The 14,128-nt window shown below is 61.3% G+C and carries 10 protein-coding genes and 2 pseudogenes; 10 read left to right on the plus strand and 2 right to left on the minus strand.

Going from position 1 to position 14,128, the window contains the following annotated elements; genetic code table 11:
* The first annotated feature begins 141 nt into the window (after positions 1-141).
* On the plus strand, positions 142-1,164 hold the full coding sequence (locus L1080_RS35400; protein WP_250774676.1) for an amidohydrolase family protein: 1,023 nt from the start codon (positions 142-144) through the stop codon (positions 1,162-1,164).
* Positions 1,165-1,395: 231 nt separating this feature from the next.
* Here L1080_RS35400 and L1080_RS35405 read toward each other — a convergent pair whose 3' ends face one another.
* Positions 1,396-2,058 carry a TetR/AcrR family transcriptional regulator gene (locus L1080_RS35405; RefSeq protein ID WP_250774678.1) on the minus strand — a complete coding sequence of 221 codons (663 nt, stop codon included), beginning with the start codon at positions 2,056-2,058 and terminating at the stop codon, positions 1,396-1,398.
* Positions 2,059-2,382: 324 nt separating this feature from the next.
* Between L1080_RS35405 and L1080_RS35410 the strand changes: the two genes are divergently transcribed.
* From L1080_RS35410 to L1080_RS35430, 5 genes are all read left to right on the plus strand, one after another.
* Positions 2,383-3,168, plus strand: a complete 786-nt coding sequence (locus L1080_RS35410) for an IclR family transcriptional regulator (protein WP_250774680.1) — start codon at positions 2,383-2,385, stop codon at positions 3,166-3,168.
* Positions 3,169-3,279: 111 nt separating this feature from the next.
* Entirely contained in the window at positions 3,280-4,458 is a 1,179-nt protein-coding gene (locus L1080_RS35415; protein WP_250774682.1) for an NAD(P)/FAD-dependent oxidoreductase, read from the plus strand.
* A gap of 100 nt (positions 4,459-4,558) precedes the next feature.
* Positions 4,559-5,692 (plus strand): acyl-CoA dehydrogenase family protein, encoded by a 1,134-nt coding sequence (locus L1080_RS35420; RefSeq protein WP_250774684.1) that lies wholly within the window; start codon positions 4,559-4,561, stop codon positions 5,690-5,692.
* Between the two features lie 73 nt (positions 5,693-5,765).
* Positions 5,766-6,905: an acyl-CoA dehydrogenase family protein gene (locus L1080_RS35425; protein ID WP_250774686.1), complete on the plus strand. Its 1,140-nt coding sequence runs from the start codon at positions 5,766-5,768 to the stop codon at positions 6,903-6,905.
* 131 nt (positions 6,906-7,036) lie between these two features.
* On the plus strand, positions 7,037-7,336 hold the full coding sequence (locus tag L1080_RS35430; protein WP_250774687.1) for a hypothetical protein: 300 nt from the start codon (positions 7,037-7,039) through the stop codon (positions 7,334-7,336).
* A gap of 234 nt (positions 7,337-7,570) precedes the next feature.
* On the opposite strand, the gene L1080_RS35435 is transcribed toward L1080_RS35430, so the two are convergent.
* A complete protein-coding gene (locus L1080_RS35435) occupies positions 7,571-8,758 on the minus strand; it encodes an acyl-CoA dehydrogenase family protein (RefSeq protein WP_250774688.1) in 1,188 nt (395 codons plus the stop codon).
* Between the two features lie 783 nt (positions 8,759-9,541).
* On the opposite strand from L1080_RS35435, the gene L1080_RS35440 reads away from it, so the two are divergent.
* The 4 genes and pseudogenes from L1080_RS35440 (at position 9,542) to L1080_RS35455 (ending at position 14,045) form a co-directional block, all read left to right on the plus strand.
* Positions 9,542-10,879, plus strand: coding sequence for an MFS transporter (locus L1080_RS35440; RefSeq protein ID WP_250774689.1), 1,338 nt, complete (start codon positions 9,542-9,544; stop codon positions 10,877-10,879).
* Positions 10,873-11,057: pseudogene (locus tag L1080_RS35445) on the plus strand (hypothetical protein); the annotation flags it as partial. The gene L1080_RS35440 and the pseudogene L1080_RS35445, both read left to right, overlap by 7 nt.
* A gap of 5 nt (positions 11,058-11,062) precedes the next feature.
* Positions 11,063-11,248: pseudogene (locus L1080_RS35450) on the plus strand (pyridine nucleotide-disulfide oxidoreductase); the annotation flags it as partial.
* A 1,735-nt stretch (positions 11,249-12,983) separates the two neighbouring features.
* A complete protein-coding gene (locus tag L1080_RS35455) occupies positions 12,984-14,045 on the plus strand; it encodes an IS110 family RNA-guided transposase (protein WP_250774697.1) in 1,062 nt (353 codons plus the stop codon).
* Positions 14,046-14,128: the final 83 nt, after the last annotated feature.

Raw genomic sequence — 14,128 nt, forward strand, 5'->3', positions numbered from 1 at the left:
GGAGGACGTGCTTGGGAAAGTTCTGGTCAATTGTCGACGTTCCGGCTCTCGGAGATGTTCCGGCCACCGGAAAACGCAGCGACTCGCGGTAGCCAGCCAGCCGTAGCTTGACCGGAAGGACCTGAAGGAAGCGAAATAGTAATGGCCGATCACGATCATATAGTTGATGTTCATGCCCATCTGTTCCCGACTGGGCTGCCCGACCTCGGTGCTTATACCGGTGACCCCCGCTGGCCGACCCTGGTAATCGGCGATGAAAGTGGACGAATTATGTGCGGCGACAGTATTTTTCGAAAGGTCCAGCCACCTTTGTGGGACCTCTCGGCCCGATTGGCCGAACTTGATGCTGCGGGCGTGACCACTCAAGTGGTGTCGCCTATCCCGGTGACATTGACCTACTGGGCCGACTCCGATCCAGCGGTCCGCTTCGCCCGCGCTCTCAACGACGCTCTGGCGTCCGAGGTTGCTGCATCGCATGGGCGGCTTATCGGCCTGGGTACAGTGCCCCTCCAGGACGTGGGGGCGTCAATCGATGAACTTACCCGGATCATGACCGATCTCGGGCTGCGTGGCGTCGAAATAGGTACGATCATCGCCGGACGCGAGCTGGACGACCCACAGTTGCGGCCATTCTTCGCCGCGGCCCAGGCGCTCGGCGCGGTGCTGTTTGTCCACCCGATGGACGGCGGCACCGGCGTCATCCGTCGCGGTGGCCAACCCTACGACTTCGGGATTGGCATGCTTACCGATACCGCCGTTGCTGCAACCGGATTGGTGTTCGGCGGTGTGTTGGACGAGTTTCCCGATCTAAAAATCGTTCTGGCACATGGATGCGGCGCCTATCCGTGGACCTATCCCCGGCTGCGGATGGCTGCCCAACTCGGCGGCCACGGTGACGTTGAACGTCTCGACGAGCTCACCCGCAAACTGTGGGTGGACGCACTCGTGTTTGATCCGGCACATCTTAAGTTGCTGGTGCACCGCTTTGGGGCAGGACGCGTGATGGTGGGCACCGACCATCCCTTCGTGCCGGGCCAACTCGCCGGTGTCCCTGGCATCGTGCATGCCGCCGTAGCCTGTGGCGACATCACCGTCGCGGACGCCACCGCTATCCTCGGCGGGAACGCGATCGAGTTCCTTAAAGTCGGTGTGTCGGCCACCTAACGGATGAGTAACTCCTGTGGGTTGCGTGGACTGTGCATTTTCTCGGTCAACTTCTTCTGGTACCAGCTCAGGACCGTACATGTGTGGTAATTCATCGAGGTCCGGAGCGGTGGTGTTACTCCGTGATGCCGGCACGCGGCAACGTGGGCCCCACACCCTCCGGACGATGGTGACTCGAAAGCGACGACAATAGCTAGCGCATAATCTTCGTGTAACACTGGTGCGGTCCTGTTAGACCTCGCCTGCTTTCTCGTGGCGTACCGATACCCGGGCGATCATGTCCGCGTAGGGTTCGAGGAACTCGGGATCGGTGGCCTTGATGTCATCGCCCAGCACGTTCAAGCTGGGCACGGCGAACGCGGGGAGGATGAACGGTGTCGCTGACGCTCCTAGGATGAAGAACATCATGGATAGGTCCTCGACGCGCTCCAGATCACTCAGGCCCAGCATATCTTTGTAAAGTGCGGTGACCCGCCTGAGGTGGTCCTCCAGCCTTTTGGTGCGTTCGGTGCGGACCATGCCTTCCATGACCAGTAGCCGGAAGAACTGCGGGTAGCGGGCGTTGAACCGGACATATGCCTTGCGCAACGCCCGACCGCGTTCGGTGGCGGTGACGTCACGCAGCGCGAACGACAATGCCGTCATTTCCTCGACGTACGGCTGGAAAATAGTATCTACGACTTCGTTCCACAGGCTCTGCTTCGAGCCGAAGTGATACGCGACCAGGCCACGTTCGACGCCTGCGTGCCGCTCGATGTCGCGAATCGATACACCGTCGAAACTAGATGCTGCGAAGAGGGCGAGAGCGGAGACAACGAGTCGGTCGCGCGTCGATCCCGCCGGCTGCCGGTCATCAGAACCGCTCCGCACGACTACCTCTTTCAGTGTCTTCATATTTCCCCTGTCCAGCGTGGTTGTGTGGTCCGCTCCGCGCTATGGCCTTATAGCCTGCCGGTTCACTGCATCGCGCCGAGTTCTGCGGCACGAAGCTCGTCACCCGTCACTGCAACATTGCCGTCCAGCGACTGATCCACCGCCCAACAGGATAGCCAGCCGCATCGCCCTTCCGCGGTGCGGTACTCAGATACTTGCCTTAGAACGAACTGTACGCCGATTCGTTGTGTTTAGGTACAACATATGCAACCATAAAACTTGTCAGCCTACGAAAATGCCGTGGGGTTCATTTGCATCAAACTGATGCCTCGAATCGGAGTACGCATGATGACACTGACCACCCCCGCTCCCACCAGCTGTGAGGAGACACTCGGGAATGTCTCGTCGATCGCCAAGGCCGCACGAGTCCTGCGGGCTCTGGCCTCCCTGGGTGGCCGCGACACCGGCGTGACCCAGATAGCGGTGGCATCGGAGCTGCCCAAGAGCACGACGCACCGTATCCTCAGTGAGCTCATCAATGAGGGTTTGGTCGCCCATATCGGCCCCAAGTACCAGTTCGGTCCAGGGTGGTTCCTGTTGCAAGGTGTGTTGAGCTCATCGTCGTGGATGTCGTTGGTGGCGCAGGCACAAACTCCGCTTGCTCGACTGTTCGAACGGACCGGGGCGACGGTGCATCTAGCTGTCCTGCATGACGATCAGGTGCTGTACCTCGAGAAGCTCACAGCCTCAGGAGGGACGGCGGTGCCCACACGGGTCGGATCCCGTATGCCGGCGACATGTACCGCAGTCGGCAAAGCACTGCTGGCGCACAACACCGAAATGCTCAGATATGTGTTGGCCAAACCGTTGCCGGTGAGCGCGCGCGGTTCGATAACCGCACCCGGTCTGCTGCTGCGGCAGCTCGACAAGATTCGCCGGGACGGGGCCGCCTACGAGAATGAGGAATCGCACGCGGGTGTGCACTGTGTAGCGGCACCGATCTTCCAGGACGAGCGCGTGGTTGCAGCTGTTTCGGTGACTCGGGTCGGTGGGCAAGGACTTGAACCAACTGACGCCGACAGAGTACGCAGGACCGCTTTCGAGATCGGGTGCTGGCTCGAGGACTTTTAGGAAATTGCCTCGGATGCCGTTCAGTGACGTGGAACGCCACCGTGCCTCCGTGACTGCAAGACAGGACGATCGGTAATCGATCGTTAGCAAAGAGAGAAACGGAATGTACCCATGAGACCTATCGTGATCGTCGGAGGCTCGGTGGCCGGGATTCGCTGTGCGCAGTCCCTCCGAGGGCGGGGATACACCGGAGAGATCGTCGTGATCGAACGGGAGGAGTTCAGTCCCTACGATAAGCCTCCGCTTACGAAAGCCATGCTCGCCGAGGGCAGCCCGGCCGCGCCGCCCCCGCTACTGTCCCCGCAAGATCTTGCGGAGTTGGAAATCGATCTACGCCTCGGGACCACTGCCGTCGCGCAGGAGCTTGGAACTTCGACCGTCACACTCGACACCGGTGAGGTTCTCGAATACAGCAACCTCGTGATCGCTACTGGTCTGATACCGCGCACCTTGCCCAGTGCCCAGGACTTGCAGGGAGTATTCACGGTTCGTGGGGCAGCGGACTCGCTGGCACTCAAGCGGGAGCTCGAGACCTCCAAACGTGCCCTCGTTATCGGCGGTGGGTTCATAGGGGCGGAATTTGCCGCGGCCGCTAGGCTACGCGGCATCGCCGTCACCATCGTCGAGATGCAGGACCAGCCCCTCGCCCATCTGCTGGGGTCTACGGTCGGGGCCCGGTTCGCCGAGTTCCACCGCCGCCGCGGAACAGTAGTCCTCACCGACTCACTGGTCACAGGCTTCCTCGGCGAGGGGCGGGTGAGTGCGGTCGAACTCGCCGATGGGCGCACCCTGGACGCCGATACCGTTGTGATCGGTATCGGAGCCGTACCCGCTGTCGACTGGCTGAAATCTTCCGGCCTGCCACTGTCCGACGGCGTGAGCTGCGACCACGACCTACGCGTTGTCGGCACCAACAACGTCTACGCGGCCGGCGACATCGCGCGCTGGCCGCACGGCCTCTACAGCGAACACCTGCGTATCGAGCACTGGACGAACGCGAACGAGCACGGGGACCTGGTGGCGGCCGCCATCCTCGACCAGGATCGCCCCCAGGCCCAGGTGCCCTACGTGTGGTCCGACCAGTACGAGCGTCGCGTCCAGATCGTCGGGCGACCCAAGACCGGACGGCTGGCCACGTTGATCGGCGAGGACGACCCCGAGCAGTGGGCCGCGATCTACGCCGACGACGCCGGCGTTGTGGTCGGCGCTGTCGCCATGAGCAATCCACGCCTGATCATGAAGTGCCGGCGAGCTATTTCCCAACGCGCCACGCTTGAGACAGTCCTGTGATCGCTGTCCGACAAGAACCGGCGGAACATCCACACCTACATAGGGTTTCGGCGGATGTACCGTTCGCCGCGAACACCCACACCCCCACACAGGAGAACCGATGACCTTCGACCTGTCCCTGACGGACGAACAGACCGCAATCCAGGAACTCGTCTCGAGCCTGGCCCTCGAAGTCCTCGATCCGGCAGCACACGCCGCGGAGAAGGCACAGGCAATTCCGGAGAGTGTGCTGCGGACCTTGCATGCCACCGGACTGGTCGCCCCGGTCGACGTCGAGTACGGCGGCGGCGGTGTACCTGACGCTCTGTCGCAGCTGCTGGTGGCCGAGGGACTCGCCTACGGCGACGCTGCGATGACGGTATCGATGTTGTGGAACGGTTCGGCAGCCGTCATCATCGGCATTTGCGGGACCGAGGCGCAGCGCACGACCTACCTGCCGGCGTTTGCGTCGAACCCGCTGCACCGTGCGGGGCTCGCCCTCTACGAAGGGTACGGACGCGCACCCTCCGAGTACCAGACCACCATTGTCCGGGAGGGTGACGGGTATCGGGTGCGGGGACAGAAGGTCGCGGTTCAGCTGCCCTCCGACGGAGCTCCCCTGATCGTGGTAGGCGTCGACCCGACTACCCAGAGGCTGCGCGCCGCGATCATCGAACCGGGTGCGTACGAGGGGCAAGAACTGGGCCTACGGCCTTCAGGCACCCAGCTCGGTCTCGACGCAGTGCCGACCGTCAGTGCCGATATGGACGTACTGATCCCCGAAACCGCCATCCTCGGCAGCACTGACGCAGACCGCAGGTTACTCTCGACCTACACCTCGATCATCCGCCTGTGCGCGGCGGCAGCAGCTGTGGGATGCGCCCGCCGGGCAGTCGAGTACGCAGCGAAATACGCCACCGAACGAATCGCCTTCGAGCGACCGATCGCTTCATTCCAAGGCATCGCCTTCCTCATCGCGGACGCCCACATCAAGATTGAAGCGTCGTGGCTGCAGATCCGACAGACGCTGACCATGGTGACCCAACCAGCCACTGCAGACCCGGAACGGGCCGTGTCGCATGTGGTCGGCTACGCCTGTACAGCCGCATCCGAGGTCACTCGTGACTGTGTCCAGGTCCTCGGCGGCCACGGCTTCCTGACTGATCACCCCGTCGAGCGGTGGTATCGCGCCACCGCCAGCCTCGCCGCGCTGGATCTCGACCCCACCTGCCAGGCCTTCGCTCCGGCTCTCTGACGACTGAAAATAAGGAACGTTTCTGATGACACTGTCAACCCTGAGCCCCCAACTCAAGGAATACTCGACCGCATTGAAGGAATGGGGCTCCTCCGTCGCTTGGGGATACGCCCGCCAAACCGACACCGAGCACGCCCTCCCTGAGGACACCGACAAGATCCTCGAGACTGCACCAGTTCCCCTCGGACGGGATGAAGTGGTCGGCGATGCCTTCCCTGACTTTCCGGACGGCCCCGGTGCTCGGGACGCGGTCTGGTTCGAGGCGTGCGCCTACAGCGACATGTGGGTCTCGGAGGCACTCAACCGGGGTGTCGGTCATTTTGTAGTGAATGCGATCGGCACGCCGGATCAGAAAGCCCGGTGGTGGGATCCCATTATCGCCACCGGCGGCAAGACCGGTTTCGGCCTGTCCGAACCTGGTATCGGTTCCGATACCAGCCACCTATCAACCACCGCCGTCCGCGATGGTGATTCATGGGTGATCAACGGCAGCAAGATGTTCTGCAGTCTTGGGGCACTGGCCGAGTACATCGTGGTCTTCGCGCGAGTTGCCGGCGACACGACCAGCTCCGGTATTAAGGCGTTCGTCGTAGAGCGCGGGCACCCGGGCTTCACGGTGGTCAAAGCCAACGAGGACAAACTCGGGCTGCACTGCTGGACAACCTCACAGCTGGCCTTCGACGATGTGGTCGTCCCGCAGGAGCATTTGCTGGGTTGGCGCCCCGATACCGATACCGGCGCGATCGGTGGGCTAAACGCCGGACTAGCCGGCCTGAACGACAACCGTCCCAACGTATCCAACCAGTCGATCGGAGTTGCCTCGGCCGCTCTCGATGTGACGACCGCACTGCTGCGTGAACGTCGACTCGGTTTCGCGCCTCACAAGTGGTCGACGATCTCCGACGAGCTCGACCGGATGGCCTGGGCCCTCGATCGTGGCCGGCAGTTGAATATCGCAGCCCAATGGCTCAAAGACAACGGGATTCACAATCGCACCCAGGTGTCGGTCGCCAAGTCTTTCGGTCCGGTGAACGCCGACCGGGTTATCCGTCGCTGCATGCAACTCCTTGGCCCGGACGGTACATCCACGGAACTACTGCTGGAAAAGTGGTATCGCGACGTCAAAATCCTTGACATATTCGAGGGAACCGGGCAAATCATGCGCGTGCTAGTTGGCCGCAGCCTCATGGGGAGGTCAGCAGCATCGTCCTAGATCCTACTGCAGCGTGGCATAAGTAATTTGACAGTCGAGAGGGACTGGCACTCTGCGCATTTCCCTCGCATGGAGCAAGGGTTCCAAACTTTCAGGCTTCGGCTGTCCGGACATTGGAGGTGTGAATTCCCATGAACTCTCGTGAGTATCGCCAGTGGCGCCAACGGCGTCGCGCCGCCTCGCTCGGAGTCAACCGCAAACGCAAACATCCTGACTCCGAGGCGGAGCGCCTCATTGAGTTTGCCAGCATATGGGCACCTTTCGGGGGCGCCACCGAGGAGGAAATCTTTGTCCACTTCGGAATGACAATGCGCCGATTCATCGAGCGATTGCGGCAGGTCATTTCTGAATCGAACTGTGTCCAAGACGAGATACGCATTCTAGAGAGCGTATATCCGCACCCCACCGAGTCGGCCAGGAATTGGGTGTGACCGAATCTTCTAGTCGCTCGCGACAAGTTGACCGTCAAACTACTTGCACCACGGCGCCCTAGGGGAAGTAGTTTCCTGGATTCCCCTGGGAAGGTCCGGATTGCTCCTGCGCGAGGTTCGGTCATGCGCTGTTGCGCAGGGCCGAACCTCGCTGTACACCTACCCCATGTCGGTCCGCTAAAAACACGCCCTACGTCACTTCTCGAATAGTGGCGCCCTTTGTGATGGACTTGCTCAGGCACCCCTGCGTGATCCGAAAAGCTGCCTCGAGACGACTGTTCGCAGCACCTGCCCAGTGCCCTCGAAGATGTCGAGGATCTTGATGTCCCGATACCACTTTTCCAACAGCAGGTTCTCCGATGCCCCATCCGGACCGAGCAGCTGCATGCACCGCCGAATGACCCGGTCGGCGTTGGGTGGCCCCAAAGCCTTGGCCAGTGAGGCCTCGCGCCGATTGTCCACGTTAAGGTCGTCACGCACTGACTGAGCCCACATATTGACCACAGTGCACCGATCGAGCGTCTTCTGCATACGTTCCAGCTCATCTTCGATGAATCGCAGCCGCTGCGGGGTAAAGCCAAGACGCCGGGAACGAATCTCGCCGCGGGTTTCGTCCAGCGCGGCTTCCGCAATGCCTACCCCCATCGCCGACACATTTGGCCTGTTGTTATTTAGTCCTGCAAGGCCCGCATCCAGTCCGTTGGGGGCGTCTTCGACCCCGCTGCCCGCCGACCAACCAAGCATGTGATCCTCCGGGACTGCACAGTCCTCGAAAGTCAACTGTGTAGTAAGCCAGGACCGGAATCCGAGCTTGTCTTCAGCTGCCTTGACTACCGTTATTCCGGGCCAGTCACGCGGTACGACGAACGCCCGGATCGAGTCACGCCCGACCTGACGGTTCGTCAGAGCAAATACCAGCACGTACTCCGCGATGGCGCCTAAGCTGCAGAACATCTTAGTCCCATTGATAACCCATCGGTCCCCGTTTCGGGTCGCTGTCGTTGCGATTCGGCTCGTGTCCGAGCCGGCGCCAGGCTCGGACATCCCGAACGCTGTGCACGTGCCGTACTCGATGATCGGGTCGTACCAGCGTGCGATCTGTTCCGGTGTACCGATGGCGCGCACTACGTGGTGAGACAACCCACGAGCGAGGGCTTCGAAGAGCCAGATGTCACCGAATGCGATGCTCTGGTGCCACACGACGCCGCGGATTCCAGCACCGTCGGGAAAGTTAGGAAATTCGTTCCCGGCGAGAACATCACCACTCAGAGGAACAGGACAGGTGGCGAGCAGCTTGTTCGCATTCTTCGGCAGCGCGTGATTGGTGTCCGACTCTCGCGCATGCAATCGCCCAACCTGCTTAGACCAGGACCTGAGTTCGTTGACGTACGTAGCCAGCTCCGGGCTTAGTGTGAAGTCCACAGATGGTCCCTTCCTATGACTGGTGGGTATTGCGATCGTGTAGGAATCGTTTCCTCCAACGGAGGGGCCGTTCCAGAGGCCGGAACCTGGTCGTTTTTCTGCCCATTCGGGGTCCCCAGGGGCGCCCGGGTGTTCCCGATGACGAGGTGCACAGTTCGTGGCCTGAATACCGCTTGATCGACCCGACCGACCGTTTCGTGTGGCAACCGGGCGACATCACCCAATGCGACCCCTGGTTCCCATCCTGGATTCTCCAAATCGAATTTGCACACCACATTGCCGCCGGTGTTGGTGTTCAGCGCCGCGAATTCGACGTTCACTGTCGGCGGATGACCCCGCCCCTGCAAGATCTAGGGTCTCTTTCTCGGCTCATGAGCATGGGAGCTGCTCCAACCGCTCGACCGGGGCATCGCCGACGGGCAGACCAACGAGGCATCGCAGCTCGCCTGGTGATCTCCCAACGCGCTGCCTAGGTGGGCGTCGAGCGCATTTTCTCCATGCCGAGCTTCTCGTCACACGCACAGGGCACGACTGGATGACGGAGTAGAACCAGTCTTCTCTGAGTCACGTTCCTACTCATTGCTGCTGGAACTTCTTTCACCTCGCCTCTGGAACTTCAAGGGTTTCGAAACATCGAGACCTTATCGAGGCGCACGATCAGCGTTGTTCCACTCCGCAGAACTCTTGCCGGGGGAGGTGCATTCGGCGGTTGTAGTGTCTGCCGTCACATCATCGCCACGTGCCAGCGACTTCAGCTGGATATCAAGAACATCAGGAGAGTCCATGAGTCCAGCGAGTAAAATCCGTCAGAATCCATGGTTATATGTCATCACCGGCTTTCTGACCCTGTTGTTCGGTGTGAGTACCGTCAACGTCTTGATCAATATCCTTGGAAAACCGATGGCCGAGGAGTTTGGTTGGGCGCGGAGCGTCGTTACTAACGGTCTTTCCATCGAAACCGCAGTGGTAGGCGTTAGTATCCTTGTTCTGGGCGTTCTCATCGACCGTTACGGCCCAAGTGTGCCGTCTGTATGGATGGCCCTGCCGTTCGGTATCGGGATGATGTTGTTGTCCGTGGTGCCCAACAATCAGCTTGTCTTCTATCTCATCTGCATTTTGATCGGCTCCGGTGGGGGTGCCGTGGGCGCCGTGGCACATTCAGCTGTCGTTAGCGCGTGGTTTCAGGAGCGCCGTGGCATTGCCTTGGGTGTCCTTGTCGCTGGCCTCGGCGCATGCGGGGTGCTAATGCCCTATCTGGCTAACTGGGTGCTCGGAATTGCAGGTTGGCGAACGACCTATCTGGTCATTGGTGCTCTGTGTACGATCATCCCGGTCACGGTCTACGCGTTCATCACTCGGATGCCAAGCGAACACGATGCCGTACGTCTGGCCGCGCGTCGTGTAGGCCAGGTGGCCGGGGACTCTTTCGCCACAATTGCCCGAACGTACAAGCAGTTCTGGTTGCTCTCGGTTGCAATTCTTCTGGTGTCGTCGGCGACCTGGGGCCTGATGGCCCAGATCGTCCCCATGACCACCGATAAGGGTATCGAGCAGGGTACCGCGGTCTCTATTCTTGCGATGTTGAGTCTGTCCTCGATTGGTGCCCGTCTGGTGGTCGGCTATCTGCTGGATTACTTCCCGGCACGTTTCGTGGGTACGTTTATTTTTCTGCTGGCAGCGATCGGCGTGTTTCTCGTTATCGGGTCGTCGGCAACCGGCCTGATCTTTCTGGGAGCGATATTGATCGGTGTGGCCTTGGGTGCCGAAACCGATCTGGCTGCGTACATGGTGAGCCGGTACTTCCCCCAGCACTCCTATGGTCGCGTGGTGGCGTTTATCTACTTCATGTACTCCCTGGGTTCGTCGTTAGGCATCTTCCTGCTCGGCCAAATATTCAGTGCCACTGGCTCCTACAGTGCTGGCGTGCTGCCGATCATCGGGATGGTCGCAGCTTCCGTGGTCTGTCTGCTGCTAATGGGCCCGTACAAGTTCAGCCTCAACTACCGCGAGATTGGTGCCTCTACCCCGGTAGCGGAAGACAAGGAATCCCGGTCGCTGGCCGAATCGACTGCCACTCAGTCGGTCGCCCATCCCACCACCAAATCGAAGGGGCGATCGTGAGCCGTTCATTGCGTGTTGCCGTCGTGGGTGCCGGTCCGGCCGGCATCTACGCTCGTCCTCGCCACCTCGTTCTCGATGGCATACGGATCGAGCCCCCGTCGCCGATGTCCTCATGAAGTCCGATACCGCAGTCTCCGGACGCGGTGTCAGCATCGACCTCTTCGAGCGCATGCCCGCACACACCCCGACGAGAACGCCGTCACCGAGTTCCTCGAAGGCAAGCAGGTGCCGTACACGACGTGGCAGGACTGGCACCGCCGCGACGTGCACGAGCGCAGCCTCGGTGAACCCGAAAGCCGCGAGCGCATCAAGGTCGTCGAGTGCGCAGACATGCTCCGTGCGTCACGTCGAATGAGTATCGACGCCTAAGGTATAGGAACGTCGGTGTAGGGCATCGACGGCTCGGTATCTCTGGGTGAGGGGCGGTGACTTATGCTCGGATGAGCATGAGTCACCGCCCATTAAGTATCTGCCAATGCTGCATGATCATCACTACCGTTAGCGGCGGGACTTTACTGCACAACAGTCGTACTGATCAAATTGGGCCACGGCTCCGATATGGACTCACTGTTGCGGCGAACCAGGAGGTCTACAGGGTCGGGCAGGGGTAGGTCGATGTGTGGTGACAGCTGGCAATCGGAGCTGATAGGACACGGTTATTGGGGCAAGGACGGGATTGCTGCTCGCGTACCGCTGTCCGACCCGACGAGTCCCCAGCCGCACTGCAGCATCGTGCCGCCGGGAGTCATCAAGGCGAATTCCGGGTGCTGTCCGACGGCCCCCTCGAGCGCCACGAGGCCACCACTCATGCCGGGGCGCGTGGCGTACGAGAAGTCCGGTCGATAGCACCGCCATCCGCGTGAGAGCCGAGTAGGTGACGATGCGCGCGCCGGGCGGGGAGCTACACCACCGTGGTACGCGACGCGGACTGGCCGTTGCCTACCGGAGTCGGGGAGCGCCGAGCTGCGGCTGCCCGCAGCCACAGCTCGAATTTCTCTCGGAAGAAGCGGACCGGCCGGTGAACAGCAGCGGGCTGGTTCTGTCACCGCCGGGCGTGCGTGAGCCAGCGTCGCGCATCCTTTTCACTGTGGAGGCAGTGGATGTAGTGGCCGCACCAAGAGCTTGCAGGTCGGGATCCGCAGCCAGTAAGACGAGCTGATCTGATCTGTTCTGGACGTCCGAGTCGACGGATACAGGTGCTTGCGCAACGTCCGCGCCAGTACAGCTGAAACGCTCAGCTACAAGACCGTGAGCGTCTCGTCCGGTCTGGCAGGTCGGTGTCCAGTGTCGCGATCTCGATTGAACCCTTCATCGCGACCGTCGAATTATATTGTCACAACCTGCGCGTGACTCGCAGAACACCTTTCGCACAATAGATCGCCGCCATTGGCGAGGCGACTAGTGGCGTGCGCGCGATAGATCATTCCCGTATGGCCGCAGCGATCGCATATACCAAAGTGTGTGCGGGCCACTATGTGATCCGAAGTCGTCGACTCGCTGACTCGATCACGGGGACCGGTCCCTTGCTTTGTGTGCGTGTCCGCCTCCTATTGTCTGGCCACGTTCGAATCCCTCCCATATGTGCCTGGGCAAGTTCGAATTCGTTTCGCAGGTTGGGAGGTTCGACGAAAGGGTGGACGACGGTTGAGAACTGGTGCTGCTCACTTTTCGTGATTGATTCTGAATATGTCAGTGACTGAACAGTATTCGTTTGCGGTGTAGGTTGAATCCGGCTCGACTGTACATTCGTCGTTGAGCATCTTGATGCGGTTCACGTGGCCTTCGACGGCACCGGCTGTCAGCGGTCATGTAATTCCCCAGGTTGAGGGGTTTGCCCGTCACGTAATTCCGACTTGTATGAGTGTCAGCGGTTCTGATCGGGTCAGCTGCCCGTAACGTCCCGTAGCAGACCGGAAGGGCTGACTCGCGTAATTCCTGTCACCCGCCCGTTGGGTTGACCCTGGTGGGGTGTGTCCAACCCCTCCGGTCTGCGTTCGCGGAGTGACTGAAGAGAGGCGTGACCACAAGCTGCTGTGAGAGGTACTTGAAGTCGGATTGTCCTCCGCGGATTCCCCAATCCGAGCAGAGAAGGGAACCTCCTTCCATGATCGTCATCGGCATCGATCCCCACAAGTCCACCCACACCGCCACCGCGGTCGATCCGGCCACCAATTCCGACCTCGGCTCGATCCGCATCGACGCCACCCTCACCGGATACAGGACGCTGATCGCCTGGGCCAAGTCCTGGCCGCACCGCACCTGGGCGGTCGAGAACGCCTACGGTCTCGGACATCACCTCGCGCAGTGGCTTCTGGCACTCGGGGAGGTCGTCATCGACGTCCCGACCACCGCCACCGCCCGGGTGCGGGAACTCTCCCGCGGCGGCCGGCGGAAGAACGACCGCATCGACGCCGCCGCAGCCGCGTGTGTGGCCGTCCTGCAGGGCGACGCCAGCCCGGTCGACCCGGAGGGTCCGGCAGAGATTCTCGGATTGCTCGACGAACGACGAACAAATCTGTCCAACAGCAGAACTCGCAGCATGAATCAACTCCACGCGCTGCTTCGACAGCTGCTTGCCGGTGGTGCTCCGACCTCGCTGACCGCCGCTGCGGCGACCGCCCTGTTGCGGGGCTTCCGTGCCAAGAGTGCGGTCGATCGAACGCGGGTCGGGCTGTGTCGGGAACTCATCGCCGACATCCGCCGCCTGGACGACCAGCTCGCGGCGAACGAAAAGGAGATGGCCGAGACCCTCGACGAGCACGGCACCCGCCTGCGCGAGATCGATGGTATCGGTGCGGTGACCGCGGCCCGGCTGATCGGCCGCACCGGCCGGCCCGATCGCTTCCCGACCGCGGCGGCCTATGCGAACTACAATGGCTCGGCACCGGTGCAGATCGCCAGTGCCGACACCGACCGGCACCGACTTTCTCGTTACGGCGACCGGCAGCTCAACAGCGCGCTCTACACCGTCGCTGTGGTGCAGATCCGGATGCCCGCAAGCGCCGGGCGCGCCTATTACGACAAGAAAATCGCCGAGGGCAGAAAGCCAGCTGCAGCGAGGCGCGCCCTCAAACGTCACCTGTCCGATCATGTCTGGCGCATCATGCTGTCCGACGAAAAGCGTCGTCATCGACGAGAGGCGAATCAATCCGCCAGGGCTGCTTGACAAACAGAGAGGCACCCCACCCTGGGGCGTGTCGGCCGGGGTTCCGGCGCTGCTGCAGGTTCGCTCCTGACTGGGCCACCGAC

Source organism: Rhodococcus sp. MSC1_016, assembly GCF_023667485.2.
Lineage (GTDB): Bacteria > Actinomycetota > Actinomycetes > Mycobacteriales > Mycobacteriaceae > Rhodococcus_F > Rhodococcus_F oxybenzonivorans.